This is a genomic window from Pseudovibrio ascidiaceicola (assembly GCF_900114245.1).
GTDB lineage: Bacteria > Pseudomonadota > Alphaproteobacteria > Rhizobiales > Stappiaceae > Pseudovibrio > Pseudovibrio ascidiaceicola.
Genome location: NZ_FOSK01000002.1, coordinates 312,764 through 329,455, shown reverse-complemented (window position 1 = coordinate 329,455; position 16,692 = coordinate 312,764). Strand labels below are relative to the sequence as shown.

Annotated in this window: 16 protein-coding genes; 6 read left to right on the top strand and 10 right to left on the bottom strand. The window is 51.6% G+C overall.

All coding sequences use genetic code 11. The features are described 5' to 3' along the window. Nucleotides 1-1,895, bottom strand: a 1,895-nt coding sequence (locus BM231_RS05745; RefSeq protein WP_093517875.1) for a pseudouridine synthase, incomplete at its 3' end; no start/stop codon positions are given. Nucleotides 1,896-2,505: 610 nt separating this feature from the next. Between BM231_RS05745 and BM231_RS05740 the strand changes: the two genes are divergently transcribed. Beyond that, complete coding sequence (locus tag BM231_RS05740) at nucleotides 2,506-2,937, top strand: nucleoside deaminase (RefSeq protein WP_093517508.1); 432 nt, start codon at nucleotides 2,506-2,508, stop codon at nucleotides 2,935-2,937. On the opposite strand, the gene BM231_RS05735 is transcribed toward BM231_RS05740, so the two are convergent. The 3 genes from BM231_RS05735 to yddG all read right to left on the bottom strand — a co-directional run bounded on the left by BM231_RS05735 (nucleotide 2,906) and on the right by yddG (nucleotide 5,344). Continuing rightward, a complete protein-coding gene (locus BM231_RS05735; protein ID WP_139226335.1) occupies nucleotides 2,906-3,661 on the bottom strand; it encodes a hypothetical protein in 756 nt (251 codons plus the stop codon). The two genes, BM231_RS05740 and BM231_RS05735, sit on opposite strands and share 32 nt — an antisense overlap. A gap of 126 nt (nucleotides 3,662-3,787) precedes the next feature. Then, nucleotides 3,788-4,372 carry a class I SAM-dependent DNA methyltransferase gene (locus BM231_RS05730; RefSeq protein WP_093517504.1) on the bottom strand — a complete coding sequence of 195 codons (585 nt, stop codon included), beginning with the start codon at nucleotides 4,370-4,372 and terminating at the stop codon, nucleotides 3,788-3,790. A 75-nt stretch (nucleotides 4,373-4,447) separates the two neighbouring features. Next, nucleotides 4,448-5,344 (bottom strand): aromatic amino acid exporter YddG, encoded by an 897-nt coding sequence (gene yddG, locus BM231_RS05725; RefSeq protein WP_093517502.1) that lies wholly within the window; start codon nucleotides 5,342-5,344, stop codon nucleotides 4,448-4,450. Nucleotides 5,345-5,551: 207 nt separating this feature from the next. On the opposite strand from yddG, the gene BM231_RS05720 reads away from it, so the two are divergent. Together BM231_RS05720 and BM231_RS05715 are read left to right on the top strand one after the other, a co-directional pair. Then, a complete protein-coding gene (locus BM231_RS05720) occupies nucleotides 5,552-6,301 on the top strand; it encodes a helix-turn-helix domain-containing protein (RefSeq protein WP_093517500.1) in 750 nt (249 codons plus the stop codon). A 172-nt stretch (nucleotides 6,302-6,473) separates the two neighbouring features. Then, entirely contained in the window at nucleotides 6,474-7,583 is a 1,110-nt protein-coding gene (locus BM231_RS05715) for a PLP-dependent cysteine synthase family protein (protein ID WP_093517498.1), read from the top strand. An 88-nt stretch (nucleotides 7,584-7,671) separates the two neighbouring features. Here the strand turns inward: BM231_RS05715 and BM231_RS05710 are convergent, their stop codons facing one another. Beyond that, a complete protein-coding gene (locus BM231_RS05710; protein ID WP_093517496.1) occupies nucleotides 7,672-8,115 on the bottom strand; it encodes a VOC family protein in 444 nt (147 codons plus the stop codon). 138 nt (nucleotides 8,116-8,253) lie between these two features. On the opposite strand from BM231_RS05710, the gene BM231_RS26840 reads away from it, so the two are divergent. Then, nucleotides 8,254-8,430 (top strand): hypothetical protein, encoded by a 177-nt coding sequence (locus BM231_RS26840; protein ID WP_208860112.1) that lies wholly within the window; start codon nucleotides 8,254-8,256, stop codon nucleotides 8,428-8,430. A gap of 242 nt (nucleotides 8,431-8,672) precedes the next feature. On the opposite strand, the gene BM231_RS05705 is transcribed toward BM231_RS26840, so the two are convergent. Continuing rightward, entirely contained in the window at nucleotides 8,673-9,065 is a 393-nt protein-coding gene (locus tag BM231_RS05705) for a DUF302 domain-containing protein (protein WP_093517494.1), read from the bottom strand. Between the two features lie 511 nt (nucleotides 9,066-9,576). On the opposite strand from BM231_RS05705, the gene BM231_RS05700 reads away from it, so the two are divergent. Then, a complete protein-coding gene (locus tag BM231_RS05700) occupies nucleotides 9,577-10,005 on the top strand; it encodes a Fur family transcriptional regulator (RefSeq protein WP_093517492.1) in 429 nt (142 codons plus the stop codon). Nucleotides 10,006-10,099: 94 nt separating this feature from the next. Here the strand turns inward: BM231_RS05700 and BM231_RS05695 are convergent, their stop codons facing one another. The 3 genes from BM231_RS05695 to BM231_RS05685 are packed head-to-tail and all read right to left on the bottom strand — an operon-like array spanning nucleotide 10,100 to nucleotide 14,069. Next, on the bottom strand, nucleotides 10,100-12,394 hold the full coding sequence (locus BM231_RS05695) for an FdhF/YdeP family oxidoreductase (protein WP_093517490.1): 2,295 nt from the start codon (nucleotides 12,392-12,394) through the stop codon (nucleotides 10,100-10,102). Nucleotides 12,395-12,440: 46 nt separating this feature from the next. After that, nucleotides 12,441-13,193: a formate dehydrogenase accessory sulfurtransferase FdhD gene (gene fdhD, locus BM231_RS05690; RefSeq protein WP_093517873.1), complete on the bottom strand. Its 753-nt coding sequence runs from the start codon at nucleotides 13,191-13,193 to the stop codon at nucleotides 12,441-12,443. 30 nt (nucleotides 13,194-13,223) lie between these two features. Further along, nucleotides 13,224-14,069, bottom strand: coding sequence for a patatin-like phospholipase family protein (locus BM231_RS05685; protein WP_093517489.1), 846 nt, complete (start codon nucleotides 14,067-14,069; stop codon nucleotides 13,224-13,226). 215 nt (nucleotides 14,070-14,284) lie between these two features. Between BM231_RS05685 and BM231_RS05680 the strand changes: the two genes are divergently transcribed. Further along, nucleotides 14,285-15,052: a helix-turn-helix transcriptional regulator gene (locus BM231_RS05680; protein ID WP_208860111.1), complete on the top strand. Its 768-nt coding sequence runs from the start codon at nucleotides 14,285-14,287 to the stop codon at nucleotides 15,050-15,052. Nucleotides 15,053-15,370: 318 nt separating this feature from the next. Here BM231_RS05680 and purD read toward each other — a convergent pair whose 3' ends face one another. Further along, nucleotides 15,371-16,651, bottom strand: coding sequence for a phosphoribosylamine--glycine ligase (purD, locus tag BM231_RS05675; protein ID WP_063309874.1), 1,281 nt, complete (start codon nucleotides 16,649-16,651; stop codon nucleotides 15,371-15,373). Between the last annotated feature and the right edge of the window lie 41 nt (nucleotides 16,652-16,692).

Sequence of the window (16,692 nt, the reverse complement as noted above, 5' to 3'; positions counted from 1 at the left end):
CCACCTTCACGAGGGCCTTTGCTGAAACCGCGCTTTTCGCCATCACGGCCACCCTCACGAGGGCCTTTGCTGAAGCCGCGCTTTTCGCCGTCACGGCCACCTTCACGAGGGCCTTTGCTGAAGCCGCGCTTTTCGCCATCACGACCGCCGTCACGAGAACCTTTGCTGAAGCCGCGCTTATCACCATCGCGACCACCGTCACGACCACCTTCGCGCTTATCGCCGCGTGGTCCCTTATTGAAGCCACCACGCTTTTCATCAGAAGGTCCATCATCGCGTGAACGACGGTTGGAGAAGCGGCGCTCACCCGGTGTTGGGCCGGTATCGCCAGAATAACCTGCGTTGTCTGCTGGGTTAAAGCCACCATCACGACGACCGTCACGTTTTGGAGCATCTGCCTCAGCTGAACGTTTTGTACCGCCATGAGCCAGATCGAAATCACCGCGCTTGGTGCGGGTGCCAAAACGACGCTCTTCCGGCTTACGCTTAGCAGCGCTTCTGCCTTCGTCCTCGTCAAAACTTGGAGTGTATGTATCTACGCTGCCGTCTGCGCTGAACACGCGGCGCGGCTTGCTGTAACCACCACGCTCGTTGCTGCCAAAGCGGGAAGGCCCAGCCTGACGGTCACGATCGCCGAATGATTTGCGGTCGCCGCGGTCACGATCACCAAATGACTTGCGTTCACCACGATCACGGTCACCAAATGACTTGCGCTCGCCGCGATCACGATCGCCGAATGGCTTACGATCACCGCGATCGCGGTCACCGAATGATTTACGCTCACCACGGTCTTCAGAAGGTTTGCGATCGCCAAAGGTTGGTTTCACACCAACGCGCTTGCGGTCACCAAATGGGTTCTGCTCAGAGCGCTCGCCGTCACCATCTCTCTTGTCACTGCCATGGCGCAGCGGTTTGCTCTTATTCTTTGCAAGCACAGCAGCAGCATCTTTTGCGCTGATCCAGCCACCGCCGGCACCACCGGAAGATTTCTTTTTCTTCTTCAACTCAGCTTGCTTGCTGGTCCGGGTATCCATCTGGTTGACGATAGGAGCGTCAAAGTCCAGGTCAGCTTCAGATACAAGGCGTTCACCCAGCTGATCGCGCAGCACGCGGCCACGGATTTCCTGCAGCTCACCGTCACCAAGGTCGCCCAGCTGGAACGGACCAAAGGAAATACGGATCAAGCGGTTCACAGAAAGGTCAAGATGCTCAAGAATGCGCTTAACTTCGCGGTTCTTGCCTTCACGCAGGCCAATGGTCAGCCAAACGTTGTCGCCCTTTTCAGTGTCCAGTGTCGCTTCAATAGCGCCATACAGAACACCGTCAATGGCAACGCCATCTTTCAGGGCATCCAGCTGCTCTTGAGTCACCTTACCGTAGGCGCGCACGCGGTAGCGGCGCAGCCAGCCAGTTGCAGGCAATTCAATCACGCGGGAAAGGCCACCGTCATTGGTCAGCAGCAGCAAACCTTCAGTGTTGATGTCCAGGCGGCCAACAGTCACAACGCGTGGCATGTCAGCAGGCAGAATATCGAAAACAGTTTTACGACCCTCAGGGTCTTTATTGGTGGTTACCGTGCCACGTGGTTTATGGAAGAGCCAAAGGCGCGTCCGCTCACGGGTTGGCAGAGGTTTGCCATCAACGACAACCTTGTCTTTCTGGGTAACGGTAAAAGCTGGTGTTTCCAGCACGGTGCCGTTGACGCTGACACGGCCAGCTTCAATCCATGTTTCTGCATCACGGCGAGAACATAGACCTGCACGTGCCATTGCTTTAGCAATGCGTTCACCTGCAACGGTCGCTGTTTCTTTTGGTTTTTTGTCGCCGGAGGATTTTTTGGTCTGCTCGCCAGATTTGCGGGGGGAGCTAGATGGTTTTTTACCGCTGTTTTTCATTGGCTCTTGCCCGGCGAACCGGGGCCTTTAACTTTCTACACTCTGATCAGATACACTGGATGAGCTCGCATAGGCGTCACCGCCTTGGCTGCCCAGCAGTCTGCCAGATGCCACACAATATTCGAATGTCGTTAGAGCGCGTTCCGTTTGATTGGATTCAATCAAACGAGAAGAATTCGCTCACCAAAGATGTCAGAGCACGATGCGTGAATGCTAATGAACGCGACGTGCTCTAGAGTGCATTCCGTTTGATTGCATAGAACCAGACGATAAGAATTCACTCATAAAAAGAAATCGGAGCACGACGCGTGGATGCATTCAAAACGCGGGCGTGACCTAACCCGGTCATACCCTAAGCGGCGCCAGTTGGCAAAGGGGCAAAAGCAGACTCTGGAATTTTTTTATGATTTTGTTGGCTCAGACACTCCTGACACTTTCACAAATGATGGCAGCTTGTGCGACCAGAACAGCTGCATTAGGCATAGGGCCAGCTGTTGTTGAACCGCTTTATCTCTTGTTTTGCATGTCTTTATCCAAAACCTGCTTCCACTTTTCACCAATACGCACTAGCTTGGCCCCTATGAAGACGCCCACATTGAACTCTACTTTTATGGATCTGGCATTGGAGCAAGCGCGCGCAGCAGAAATGCGCGGCGAAGTCCCCATTGGCTGTGTTGTGGTGAAAGATGGAAGTGTCTTATCCTCTGCGGGCAACCGCACACTGGAGCTGAATGACCCCACCGCCCACGCAGAAGTGCTGGCCATTCGCGAAGCCGGAAAGAAGCTCAGTTCTCAGCGGTTGGAAGGTTGCGATCTTTACGTGACGCTGGAACCATGCCCAATGTGTGCCGCTGCCATTTCCTTCGCCCGCATCCGCAGACTCTATTATGGGGCAGGGGATGCCAAAGGCGGCGGCGTAGACCACGGCGTCCGCTTCTACTCCTCCCCAACCTGCCACCACACCCCCGACGTCTACTCCGGCCTCGCCGAAACAGACTCAGCCACAATGCTCAAAGCGTTCTTTCAGGGGAAACGGGATTGAGGCATCTCAATCTTTGCTCTGACTGCAACTTGAGCAGGAACGGAAGCAAAGTCTCGGCAACCTCAGAGATTTTTTGAAACTCTGATGACGGAGCTATTGCAAGTTCTGCGGCCTGCCAAATCATCGATGAGTACTGCGGAAAGGCAGAGGAAGCGACGTTCGCGCATGGAAAAATGTCTCGGGAGTAAACATTCAACACCAACATTTCTGCTTCAAAAAGCGAACGAACAATTCGCTTCATCAACCAGCTGCATACGCGTTTACGTTCAGCATCAGTTTGAGCTTCGCTGAAAAAAATCTTCCATGATGTAGCCCATTTGTGGGCTCCATGAAGATGGGCGATCGCGTGCGGTCCAAGAGATGGGGCAGGCAGCTTACTCAGAATACTCTGAGGACCAAAACAATATCCGGAAAAACTGAGTGAAAACCTCAACCAACGATACTTAGAGGAAAACAGAAAATCTTCAGGCTTGATCCATTCCAAGTCGATTTCTGATGTCTGAGTGATCCAATGGCTTGGGAATAGATTTGGAACTTCTGAGCTTTGTGCAAAGATGATCAAGTCTATATCAGACACGCCTTTGACAAAGGTTTGCCGAGAGGCTGAGCCGCGAACTGCCAGACTGTGAAACTGTTCGCCCAATTGGGCTTGAAGTTCCTCTGCAACATTAGCTAACTCACTTAGCAATGGTTCTTCTGGGGCTTGACCAATGACGGGTAGCATTCCGTGCTCGTCGGCGTCAGAAAGTCGCCCAACTGGCCTCACATTTGGCGCTATGGTTTGAAAAGTCTCCATGGTCCCCCGACAGCTTAACCGAACCGCAACTCAACAACGATTGTGCTTCAGCAGTTATTTGGTTGCAGTGATAGCAACCCAGCTGGTCGGTACTTTGTCAAACCCGCTGCCCTCCCAACTCTCATAGGCGATAGAAGACCATGGACCCGCTTGTTTCCAATAAGTATCCAACTCATCCTTTGATATGTAGTTGTAGTAGCGGCCGAAGCGGTCGGTGCCGTCATGAGTGCCCACTTTAAAGCTGGCCCAGACCAAACCTCCTAGGATTAAAGCGCTATAGATCTTCTCACAGATAGACGGCAGATCCTCTCTCAAGGCATGTGTAAGCGAGGCGCAGGCATATACACCGTCATAGGTATTGATTGCAGCTAGATCACCAAACATCATCACCTTGACCTCCTGACCAAGGCGTTGTGTCGCCAGAGCTGCCAACTCTGATGAGCCATCAGTTGCATCAAGCTCAAAGCCTGCTTCAAGAATGGCTTGGGCGTCAACACCCGCACCTGTTCCAAGTTCCAAAATCCGTCCGCCTGCTTTGCACTGCTTGAGGAATGGAAACAGCATGGAGTTAGGCTGGCTCTTGTGCGTCGCGTATTCGCTGGCATTATCCTGATAAAACTTAATACTATTATTGCTCATAAAATATCCTATTGAAAAACCTTGCGATTCGAGTAGTGGAGAATAATAGAGCCAGAAATGCAGCGAAAATTGGCCTCAATATTTACTTGCACTTTTCGCCGCAATCAAGGACCCGCCTGCAATTGCCAGTGCTGCGATCACGATGTTTACTGCAAGGGTGCCTTCGCCAAATACAATCAGCAGAAGTGTCGAGATCAAAGGCGCACCATAGGCGAGGACACCGAGCAGTTGTACGTTGCCGTGCTTCACGCCAAAGTCCCAAGTGTAAAAGGCAATGCCCACTGGTCCCAACCCTAGACCAATCACAGCGATGATTTGGGTGAGGTCTTGAGGGACGGCGGTGGTCTCCCAGAGAAAGTGTGCGAGCCACCCAAACACAGCAGTTAAAGCACAATAGCCGATCACCGCATCAGAAGAGGTGTTCTTGATCAGTCGGCTTAAAACGGAATAGCTGGACCAGATCAATGCACAACCAGCCGCCGCCACATAGCCAACAACATACTCCCATTGCAGATTGCCTGCAGAACTGTCCCAGCCCAGCAAAACCCAATATCCAGCCAGCGCGACAAGAGCGCCGCCAACATGCCATTTTGTGATGGTTTCTCCCGGCAGCAAGGCAGAGAACAATACAATGAGCAACGGCCAGATGTAGGCGATCAGTCCCGCTTCAACAGCAGGCGCATTCTGCAAAGCAACGAAGTACAGGGCATGGAAACCAAACAATCCGCCAACACCAAGCAGCCATCCGGTGAGAGGTAGTTTGAAGGCGGAACGCACATCAGCCTTGCCCGTCAATAGTTTGCCGGAGAGTGTGAGCGTCGCCACCGTAAACGTCATGGCCAGCAGCTGAAACGGCGGAAACTGATCGCCTGTCAGCTTGGTCAGCACAGCAAGCGTGCCCCATAGCACAATGGAGATACTCCCGATGGAAGTCGCAGCGCTGACCTTGCCAGCTGTTTGGTTCTGTAGCATTAAAAATTCCGCTTGAAGATTGGGGCCATCACATCGCTGGAGGTTCCAACGAGACCGACCAGATCCTGCCCCATTTCCTGCATATTAGAATTAGGCAAAATAGGAAATAGATTTTCTTTTTGAGATTTTCGAGTGGGCACTGTATCCCTGAGCGAGCAGTCCTCTTAACAAGCCTATGGACTATGAATGGAGATTTGGAACTAAGTCATGCCCTATCAAGCTGTCATCCGTGAATATGACCGGCTGGAACTCGGACACCACCATGCGTTCGCGCAGGCTGTTGTTCCGTTAAAGGGCGAAATGCAGATTGAAATAGGCGGCCACTTCAAGGAACTCACAGTCGGCTCCGTCGGTCTCATCGCACCAGAAACCCTGCATGACAGCGAAACAACCTCCGGCAGCCGCTTCCTGATCATCGATGTCAGCGACAGAGCAGCCATCTCTCAATTCTTCCGACACGCAAACGACTGCCACCAGGAACTTTCACCACTCGCACTAAAGTACCTCAACTTCGTCGCCTCACTCGCAGACACGTTTGTGGTAGACGAAAACGGCACTGCCTCCATCCTGAACACAGCGCTTGAACTGGCAACAGGTCGGACGACTGACTTCCTCAATCAACGCACAGTCACAAAGCGATTGCAGAGCGTAAAAGAGCAACTGCCCACTCACAACAAGATCTCGGATATCGCGAAAGAGGGCGGCTTCTCGGTCAGCAGCCTGCAAAAGAAACTCAAAGCCTCCTACGGCAAATCCCCGAAACAACTCCAGCTGGAGATGCGTCTGGATAAAGCGCTCACATTACTCAGATCATCCGATCACTCCATCGCCGCCATCGCCTTCCAGGTTGGCTACGAGAACGCCTCGTCCTTCACCAACATCTTCAAAAAACACTTCGGCCTGACACCCTCTGACTACAGAGCCCAGTACCGTGCTTCCAAAGCCAGTCACGGCTAAATCCGTGCAGCTGTGAGTTCTTTCTGAAACTCTCTCATTTTCACCAGCAGCTTTACTCTCTGTTTCGTACGGCAACGATCAGCCCATGCCATTAGTCGTGCAGCCGATATAATCGGGCCGAAGAGGTGCGTCACAAGCAGGGCACCGTGGTAACGGCAGATCAGGTAGGTCCATGCTGGAGTTTAACAGCCATACCAATCACAGAAATCCCTCAGGCAGAGCATGGGCGCTGCAGGCGATCCAGAACATTGAGGCGGACTACAATCGCTCGGCAGATACCCACCTCATCAAACTGAACATTCCCAAACTCACAAGGGCAGGGATTGATCTTTACCTGAAAGACGAAAGCACCCACCCAAGCGGAAGTCTCAAACACAGGTTGGCACGCTCACTCATCTTGTACGGCATCTGCAACGGCTGGATCCGGGAGGGAACACCAATTGTAGAATCCTCGTCAGGCTCAACGGCGATCTCAGAAGCGTATTTTGCACGGCTGATCGGAAATCCTTTCGTCGCAATCGCTCCCAAGGCAACTGCAACAGGCAAGATAAGAGAGATCGAAGCGCTGGGCGGTGAGGTGCATTTGGTTGAGCCCTATCAGATCTACAAGGAAGCGGCGCGACTGGCGAAAGCACTGGGTGGTCATTATGTGGATCAATTCACCTACGCGGAGCGCGCAACCGATTGGCGCGGCAACAACAATATCGCGCAAAGCCTGTTCTCCCAGATGGAGTTAGAACGCTTCCCGGCACCCAAATGGATAGTCATGAGCGCTGGAACAGGCGGAACTACGGCAACCCTTGGCCGATACATCCGGCTCCATACTGAGGACTACTCCAAAACACAGCTCTGTGTGGTCGATCCTGAAAATTCGGTGTTTCATGAGTACTATCGAAACAGAGACAAAAGCATCGTCAGGAACAAACCTTCGCTGATTGAGGGGATCGGCAGACCGAGAGTGGAACCATCCTTCATGCCGGATGTCATAGACAGAATGATCGACATACCAGATGCGGCGAGCATCGCGACAATCAGATGGCTGGAAGGCGTGATCCTGCGCAAGTGTGGCGGCTCAACAGGTACAAATCTGTATGGAGCTCTCGCATTGGCCAAGGAGATGATGGAAAACGACCAGGAAGACTCCATCGTCACTCTCATCTGCGACAGCGGAGAGCGGTATCTGGACACCCTTTACAATGATGACTGGGTGGCCAGTAAAAATCTGGATCTCTTACCCTACATGCACAAGCTCATCGACTTCGCCGAAATCGACGGTATCTAGCGTGCTTGTCAGGTAAGACAGTCTGTTCCAACTGGTCACAGACTGTGTGGATCTCGAACCGACGACAATATGGTCGTCGTCTGCACCATCAAGGCAGATCATAGAAACCTAAAGCATTGCCAGAAGGATCGGCAAACTCCGAATAGGTAACGACCTCTGGTATTTCGACTGCTTCACCAGTGTCGATATTCAACTCAGATCGTACTTTTTGAGCAGCTGCCATCTCCTCCACTAGAAAACGAAGGATGGTGCCACTTGATTGTGCGTCATCCGCTTCAAAGATTTGAAGCCAAACTCCCGGCGCAACCTTGAACTCCACGATGCCGGGAACTGGTCTGATTACTTCAGTGTCTGGGCCAAGAAAATTCGTATACCACACCTCTGCTTCTGCCAATGAAGGCACAGGCACGCCAATAGTCACCTCTTGAAATGGCTCTGCCGAGACAATACTCGCGAAAGCCAACGAGGCAACACAGACCAATGCGAACCTGCGAATGACGGTGATTATATCTTGCAACGAATTAAACGACATAATTTTTCCTTTATGATTTAAATATAGTAACTATACTTTATGTACATAAGGCGATTTGTCAACATCACCTCTTTTGGTCCCGGAATATTGAGAGTGTCACGGTCTCAAGCATGTTCCCCTTTTGGGAAGGAAGAGGGGATGCAGTCTTTAGAGATGTCGCGATGGCTGAAAAGTTTAATCCTGCGCAAACGCGGCGGCTCAACAGGTGCAAACCTTTATGGAGTTCTGGCATTGGCCAAAAAGATGATGGAATGCGATCAGGGAGGCTCCGTCCTCATTTGCGACAGCGGAGAGCGTCAACTGAACATCCTTTAGGAAGATGATTAGGGGAGGTGGTACTGACATCCTAAACTACAAGCAGGCTCAGTTCGGGTAAGCTGGAGTTGGTTCTTGCCAGTATGCTTTGGAGAAACACCAGTCGGTTCTGATCGTGTTCGCTATCAGCAGTCACTGAAACAACAAGTACTTATAGGTTCGACGTAGATGGCCATTTTTACATATCCAGGGTCGTTCTACAGACCCTGGATTAGATTAAAGTTTTTGACGTGAAGTCTCGACTATTTGGCAGCCTTGGAGGTCAGCTTCGCCAAAACACCGCGCATTTTCTCGATTACTGGGGACTTATCGACATCATCCAGATCCTTCATTGTTTCTTTCGGATCCTCATAAGCCAACCAGACCTGACCCTCGGAATCTTCATAGACCTGCACTTTGAGTGGTAGGAATAGACCTGCCCGCGGATCGATCTCCATCGCAGGTGTGCCAAGAGCCGGATTACCGAAAATCAGTAACTGGTTCGCTGGAATGGACATGCCAACTTTTTCGGCTCCCGCTGCATGATCAACACGAGCAAATATTGTTGCCCCTGCCTTTTGAGCAGTAGCCTCCAGTGCATCCATAGTCTCTTGCACTGCCTTATTGGTGTTGACCTTGATAATATCTTGAGCCATGGCGGGATACAAACTTCCAAGTATTAGAGCTGAGGCCAGAAACAAACTACGCAAATCATTATCCTTCTTGTGAAACTAATTCGACGTGGGGGACATAAAGTTAAATGCAACAGAAGCCCAACATAAACTCCAAGCTGAAGAAATAGAGCCTTTCCCCTACCGGAGTTTATTTATTTAACTATGGAAATATTCTGACTACATATAAATTATTTTCACATGATCGTGTTTTGTGACTGGTAGCTACGGGATGAGGCTTTCAGCCACCTAGTAAACTTTATCTGAGTAGCGACATCATCTGAACGAATTGTCTCAGTCCTCGATGGGACCGCTAAGCGAGGGATTCTGATCGTTCGTCCCTCGACGCCACCTGCTGTATTTGAAGTTTTGATTTCTAGTTGCGAATGCTTCTTAATTGCAATAAGTTTGTCTCTAGTGAAACTCAGCTCGAAGACTTCGACTGTTGAGGACGGAATAAGCCCGACTTTGCGCACACCATCAAGGAAGGCATCTTATGTCGACAAATACAGCTGCAGATACCTCAATTGACTTACCTACTAAATTTCGAAGTGCTGGATTGCGTTTCACAAAGCAAAGGTGCCTCATTGCAGAGCACTTATTTTCTGGTGGTCATCGGCATATAGACGCTGCCATGCTGTATTCAGAGCTTCTGGCAAACGGCAAGCACCTGTCTCTTGCCACAATCTACAACGCACTACGCGATTTTGAGCAGCATAATCTCATCCGGCGCATTGCAGTCTCAGCAGATAAGGTGTGGTATGACACGGATATTGGCGATCATCGCCATTTCTATGTTCCCACTGAAAATCGCATTATGGATTGCCCTGATCAAAAGCTATCACTCGCCAAGTTTGCCGATCCCCCAGACGGGTATCAGGTGACGAGCATCGACATAGTTGTACACTTGGCACCCAAAAATTAAAGCTGGTGCCAGTAAACTCCAATGTCAGGCAGTTTCTTTCAAGATGAAACCACTCTTCCATCCTGCATCTTGTGCCTCTCTCAAAACAGCGAAATCAAGAACGCCTGCGAGACTTAGACAGTGACACGGGAATAGCCTTGCTCGTTGGGGTGCCGGATTGGTCGCCTACGGAGTAAACTGGTACGAGGACATTCACCTCCGGGAAGTAAGAGGCGATGCAGCCCTGTGGCATGTCGTAGGGCACCACCTGAAAATCGAGAGCACGCCGATTGCGTCCATCTTCGCTCACCGTTCCGATATCAACCTTTTCACCCTTGGAAACACCCGCCCGTCGCATGTCGATCGGGTTCATGAACACCACTTTGCGTCCGCCAGAGATTCCTCGGTAACGGTCGTTTAGTGTGTAAACGGTGGTGTTGAACTGATCGTTGGAGCGCAAGCTCTGCAGCGTGAACGTGAGCTTGGGGGCTCTGGAGGTTTGCTGTGCTGAGGTCGCAAGTGGAAGGGAGTAGCCGGAGAACTCCGCTTTGCCGGACTTTGTTGCCCATCTGCGGTCAGCAATTGGGTTACTCAGATAAAATCCGCCCGGGGTACGCACCTGACCATTAAATCCGGCAAACTCAGGCAGCACTTCCTCAATCTTTTCCCGAATGCGATCATAATTCTCAATGTAATGCGTCCAGTTGACCACCTTGTTGCCAACGGTCGCTCTGGCCAGTCCGGCAATAATCGCAGGTTCTGACATCAAAAGATCAGAGGCTGGCGGATTTACTCCAGTAGATCCATGGATTCTGGAGAGTGAATCCTCCACGGTGACCATCTGCTCACCAGAACGCTGGTCGTCGTATTCAGTGCGGCCCAAACTAGGCAGAATATAGGAGAGGGCACCTGTCATCAGATGACTGCGGTTCAGCTTGGTTGCTATGCTCACCGTCAGGCGACATTTGCGTATGGCTTCTTCTGTCAGGTTTGTGTCCGGCGCAGAGCGGGTAAAATTGCCTCCAAGGCTCATGAAGACCCGCAGCTTGCCTTCATTCATCATCTTGATGGACTCAACGGCATCAACACCGGCATCCATCGGCGGTTCAAACTCAAAGGCTTGCTGCAAAGAGGTCAGAAATTCCTCAGAAGGGTCAGAGGTAATGCCCATACGGCGAATACCCTGCGTGTTCGCATGGCCCGGCATAGGGCAAGCTCCAGCCCCCCGCTTGCCAACGTTTCCGCGAATAAACAGCAAGTTCATCATCTCGCGGATTGTTGCAACAGAGTGTTTGTGCTGGCTGATCCCTGTGCCCCACGTGATGATCGGGCGATCTGCCTGCACATAAATCGCAGCAGCTCTTTCAATCTCGTCGCGGGAGAGGCCAGACTGGTCCTCAATCTCCTTCCAAGGCGTCAGTTCAAGCGCTTTCTCATAGCTCTCAAACCCGTTGCAGTTCTCTTCAATAAACACCCGGTCAATATGGCTATGGGTGAGTATGCGCTCATAGTCCCACGCCAGAATGGTCTTCACCATGCCGCGTACAGCCGCCATGTCACCGCCCAGCTTCGGGGTGAAAAAATGGCTCGCAACAGGCGCGGAACCAAACCGCATCATCTCCAGCTGGTTCTTGGGGTCTGCGTAGCGCTCCAGTCCGCGCTCTTTAAGCGGGTTAAAGGAGACCACATGTGCGCCGCGCTGAGTGGCTGCGCGTAACACCGGCAACATACGTGGATCAGTCGCGCCCGGATTGTGGCCAAAAACAAAGATGGCATCCGCTTTGGAGAAGTCTTCCAGACGAACAGTAGCTAAACCGCTGCCAATCGCTTCTTCAAGCGCAATTCCGCTGGCTTCGTGGCACATGTTGGAGCTGGACGGGAAGTTTGTGGAGCCATAAACACGCCCAAACAACTGGTAAAGGAAGGCGGCCTCGTTGCTCGCGTGACCGGAAGTGTAAAACACGACCTCTTTGGGATCTTTGATGCCCCGCAGTTCTGCACCAATCTCCTTGAAAGCCTCAGCCCAACTAATCTCGTTATAGCGGTCCGTTATTCTGTTGTAGCGCAGTGGCGCAGACAGACGGCCCTGATCCTCAAGGTCAATGTCAGAGAAAGTCTGCAGCTCAGAAACCGTGTATTCCTGAAAGAAAGAGTCTGTAACCCTCTTATCTGTCATCTCGGCGGCCACGGCTTTGACGCCGTTTTCACAAAATTCGATGGACGAGGCCTTTTCAGGGTCAACCCACGCACAGCCCGGACCAATAAAACCGTCAGGCTGGTTGGTTTTCAAAACTGTCTGGATTCCTGAAGTAAGCGACGTGTTTTGCAACAGAGCCTGACCACAGCTCCACACGGCACCCCAGCCACCAGCGGGAGCTGTTGATTTCTTTGCAATAATAGTGTCGGACACGCCGGACTCCTCAGGCTCTTAAAACGCCCACGAACTTGATGAGTCGCTAGCTGTAGCGTGTGAAGCTGTATCCACGGTTGCAACTAAACAGATTTAAACAATTCTCTTGTGCTAGCTTGACAGCCAGATCGCTGGGCGTCGCCATCACGGCAAGCGTTCCCACGCGGGCACTGACGGCTTTTTGCACCAGATCAGAACTGCACCGGCTTGTTGTGATGACCAGATCAACCGGTTCACCACTGCGCACACCAGCACCAAGCGCTTTGTCCATGGCGTTGTGTCGGCCAATATCTTCGCGCACCGCCAGTAGCTTGTCACCACAACACACTGCAGCTGCATGCAAGCCGCCGCCATAAATGCCATTGAGCGTTTGCTTGGATTGCATCGCTTCAAACATCGCCCCAATGCTCTTGGTTTTCGGAGCAGGTTGCTGGGAAAGCGGGGTGAGGGCGCGTAAGGCGGCACGAATGCTATCAAGACCGCACAGGCCGCAGCCAGACGTGCCAGTCAGCAGGCGCTTGCGCTTCAAAGCAGTGAAGAACAACTCATCGTCAATATCCAGATTGACGCTGATGCCTTCCTCGCCGTGTTCATTCAGGTTGATTGAATGCACATCACTGATGGAGGATACAATCGACTCGCTGATTGCAAAGCCAACGGCAAAGTCTTCCAGGTCTCTGGGCGTGGCCATAAACACAGCAAAGCCTTCTCCATTCAGCGTCACCGCAACCGGGACTTCTGGAGGAAGTTTTCTGCCTTCAGCAATCGGTGTTTGCCACTCAGGGTCCAGAATAGACAACCCAGACTCCACTTCTTTCTATTCTTCTTATCAAGAGATTAGGTAGTTCTCGATCTTTTGGTCAAGTTCAACCTTTACCTCATCACGAAGCCCGGCGCTATCCTCCAATATTTCTCGCGCCTTCAAAAAATCAAGCACTTGATATTGCTTAATGTTTGGGAATATTGAAAGATCAGGTGCGCGTATCTTCAACTTTTCCTGAGAAATGGTCTGCATGAGGATCTGGGTCGCCCCAAACACGCTTTCCGTTGCACTGGGAAACCCGCGTTTTTCATCTCGTTTGGGTGTGCCCACAACATCCACTGCAATCACGATGTCACAATCGCTGGGCAGCACATCAAAGGGCAGCGGGTTTACAACGCCGCCATCAATAAGAACGGTATCGTTCAGGTGCACAGGCCGGAAGACAAACGGAATAGCGATACTGGCTGAGACCGCATCCACCAGATTACCCTCTGAAAACCGAACTTCCTCTGCCTTGTAGTAATCCGCGGCAATGGCCTGAAACGGGATGGAAAGCTCGGAAAAATCGTTCTTCAGCACATCCCCCACAAAGACTTCAAGCACGCGTTTGGAATCAAACTGACCAATGCTGGACTTACCACCAAGCAGATCCGCAAAGCGTTTGGGCATACTCACTTCAACCAGCTTGCTGAGCACCTTCTTCCACTCGCCAAGTGTTTCAAGAGTATACGCCTCAAGCTCGTCTCCGCTCACGCCACCTGCATATCCTGCACCAATCAAAGCGCCGATGGAGGTGCCGGTAATGGCATGAGGTGTGATGCCCATGTCATCAAGAGCTTGCAAAACCGGGATATGGGAGAGACCACGGGCGCCTCCGCCACCGAGGGCAAGGCCAATCTTGGGAGTGCTCATTGAAAGCCTGATCCTTTAATAACTCTCATTAAAAATATAGGTGCTCTCGCTTGCTTTCCAATTGAAAACCGAGAGAAATAACGTGATAATCATGAATGACGAACATAGATAAACAATAGATGGGCACTGGGGCAAACATATCAATTGATTTGGTGGCAGTTAAGCACACAGCTTGGCTGGTTGATATGAAGCAAGGCTCCAATCTTGCGGTGTAAATGATGAACTATTCCATGGGTTATCCGGCAGGCTTTGATCGAAACCTACTGCAATTTTCTCAAGATCTATGGAACTGTTCGTCCCTGCAAAGCCGCTGGGAAGAGCTGACCAGTTTTGCTGAAAAGCTGGGGTTTGAAAAGGGCGCCTACATCATCGTTCCCAAAATCGAGGGCCGCGTAGAAGACCGGCAGCCGATTTGCTTGTCAAATCACGCAGATGATTGGGTCGATCATTACAACAGCCATCATTACTACTTCAAAGATCCTGGTATGGATCACCTGCTCAGCGGTAAGAAAGCGGATCAGCTCTGGACCGATTACACCGTCAGACCAACCGGGAAAATTGATGAAGGCTTCTTCCATGATGTCCGCTCTGCAGGTCTGAAGTTCGGTGTGACCATCCCGGTGGACTGCTCCAATAAGCATTTGGTTGGCGGCGCCAGCTTTGCCTCCTGTGAACGGACACAACTCGGCTTTGATGCACAGATGACGGCGAAGTATCCGATCCTGAAAGGTGCAGTGCAGCTTTTCCATACCTACGCGCAAGAACCTGAAACCCTGAGTGAGTTTTTCGGGTTCACGCCGAGAGAGCATGAATGTCTGCTGTGGTTGACGGCGGGGAGGGCAAATAAAGAGATCGCCCACATCCTGAATCTCTCAGAGAAAACCGTAGAACATCACATCAAAAGAGCCTGCAAAAAGCTGCGAGTGACGAACCGTACGCATGCCGTAGCCCGTGCCATGACCTTTCAGTTGCTTTCGCCCTAGGCCTCTGCAACTTTAAGGCATCAGGGAAAATCCCCCATTGTTATGAGTTGTGCATTTATGCATAATCAAAGTCGCTAGAGGTTGCACTTTAGCTCCTGCATGGCAACTTTTCGCCTCGTGCAGTTGTTTGTGGTAGTTTATCAATTTGATCTGTTGGTTGGGCACAGGCTGTCGTTGTCCGACTGAAAGTGTAGATAAATTTAACTCCTCCGAAGTTCGCTTCGGAGGATTTTTTTTGGCAATGACTTCAGTCGACACAAAAAAGAGCGGCTCGAAAAGCCGCTCTCTGTGAACTCAGGTTATTGGGTAAAGAACCGCTTAGTCCTGCTGCTCACGCTCAACAGCGCGCCAGCCGATATCTTTGCGGTAGAACCCACCCGGCCAGTTGATCTTCTCAACGGCCGCATATGCTTTTTCACGCGCTTGGGAAACTGTCGCCGCCCGCGCTGTGATGTTCAGAACACGCCCGCCATTTGAAAGCAATTTGTCATCAGCAGAAACCGTACCCGCATGGAAAATCTCCACGTCCGGGTCAGCTGCGGCTTCAGTCAGGCCTTTAATCTCGCTCAGTTTCTCATAGGAACCCGGATAGCCCTTGGTTGCCATCACAACAGTGATAGCAGGATCTGTGTGCCATTCTGCATCTACCAGATCCAGTGTCCCCTCAGCGCAGCCAAGCAGAATCGGCAGTAGATCGGTCTTGAGGCGCATCATCAGAACCTGACATTCCGGGTCGCCAAAGCGCACGTTATACTCAATCAGCTTCGGACCGTCCTTGGTGATCATCAGACCCGCATAAAGCACGCCTTTGAACGGGCAACCTTGCGCTTTCATGTCTGCAATGGTTGGGTGAATGATTTCTCTCATCACCCGGTCCATCATCTCCTCGGTCATCACAGGGGCAGGGGAGTAAGCACCCATGCCGCCGGTGTTCGGACCTTCATCGCCATCGAAGGCTCGTTTATGATCCTGTGCTGTCGCCAGCGGGAGAGCATTCTTACCGTCTGACAGAACAAAGAAGCTGGCTTCTTCACCTTCAAGAAACTCTTCAACAACCACTTCTGCACCGGCATCACCGAAGGCACCGTCAAAGCAGCTGTCGACTGCATCGAGCGCTTCCTGCTCGTTCATGGCCATGATGACGCCCTTGCCAGCAGCAAGGCCATCTGCTTTCACCACGATCGGAGCGCCTTGCTCACGAATGTAGGACTTGGCAGCCTCGGCATTATCAAACCGGCCATATGCAGCGGTTGGCACGTTTGCGCGGGAGCACATGTCCTTGGTGAAGCCTTTTGACCCTTCCAGCTGAGCAGCAGCAGAAGAAGGACCAAACACACGCAAACCAGCATGAGTAAGACTGTCAGACAGGCCATCAACCAGTGGAGCTTCCGGGCCAATTACAACAAAATTGATGTCGTGGAGGCGGCAGAACTCGATAACACTGCGATGATCAGTCGGGTCCAGTGCAATACACTTGGCAAATTGCTCGATGCCTGCATTGCCCGGGGCAACAAACAGTTCGTTCAGCACCGGAGATTTCGCCAGAGACCATGCCAGCGCATGTTCACGCCCGCCAGAACCGATCAGCAGAATATTCATTGAAGTAGACCCTGAAAATAAGAAGGGAACAGGTTCCCCAG

Excerpts from the sequence above, each read along its gene's own strand:
- BM231_RS05720 (WP_093517500.1), top strand. The coding sequence starts at position 5,552 with ATGCCCTATCAAGCTGTCATCCGTGAATATGACCGGCTGGAACTCGGA.
- BM231_RS26840 (WP_208860112.1), top strand. The coding sequence starts at position 8,254 with ATGCAGTCTTTAGAGATGTCGCGATGGCTGAAAAGTTTAATCCTGCGC.
- yddG (WP_093517502.1), bottom strand. The coding sequence starts at position 5,344 with ATGCTACAGAACCAAACAGCTGGCAAGGTCAGCGCTGCGACTTCCATC.
- BM231_RS05740 (WP_093517508.1), top strand. The coding sequence starts at position 2,506 with ATGGATCTGGCATTGGAGCAAGCGCGCGCAGCAGAAATGCGCGGCGAA.
- BM231_RS05705 (WP_093517494.1), bottom strand. The coding sequence starts at position 9,065 with ATGGCTCAAGATATTATCAAGGTCAACACCAATAAGGCAGTGCAAGAG.
- BM231_RS05710 (WP_093517496.1), bottom strand. The coding sequence starts at position 8,115 with ATGTCGTTTAATTCGTTGCAAGATATAATCACCGTCATTCGCAGGTTC.
- BM231_RS05735 (WP_139226335.1), bottom strand. The coding sequence starts at position 3,661 with ATGCTACCCGTCATTGGTCAAGCCCCAGAAGAACCATTGCTAAGTGAG.
- BM231_RS05685 (WP_093517489.1), bottom strand. The coding sequence starts at position 14,069 with ATGAGCACTCCCAAGATTGGCCTTGCCCTCGGTGGCGGAGGCGCCCGT.
- BM231_RS05730 (WP_093517504.1), bottom strand. The coding sequence starts at position 4,372 with ATGAGCAATAATAGTATTAAGTTTTATCAGGATAATGCCAGCGAATAC.
- BM231_RS05700 (WP_093517492.1), top strand. The coding sequence starts at position 9,577 with ATGTCGACAAATACAGCTGCAGATACCTCAATTGACTTACCTACTAAA.
- BM231_RS05680 (WP_208860111.1), top strand. The coding sequence starts at position 14,285 with ATGATGAACTATTCCATGGGTTATCCGGCAGGCTTTGATCGAAACCTA.
- purD (WP_063309874.1), bottom strand. The coding sequence starts at position 16,651 with ATGAATATTCTGCTGATCGGTTCTGGCGGGCGTGAACATGCGCTGGCA.
- BM231_RS05715 (WP_093517498.1), top strand. The coding sequence starts at position 6,474 with ATGCTGGAGTTTAACAGCCATACCAATCACAGAAATCCCTCAGGCAGA.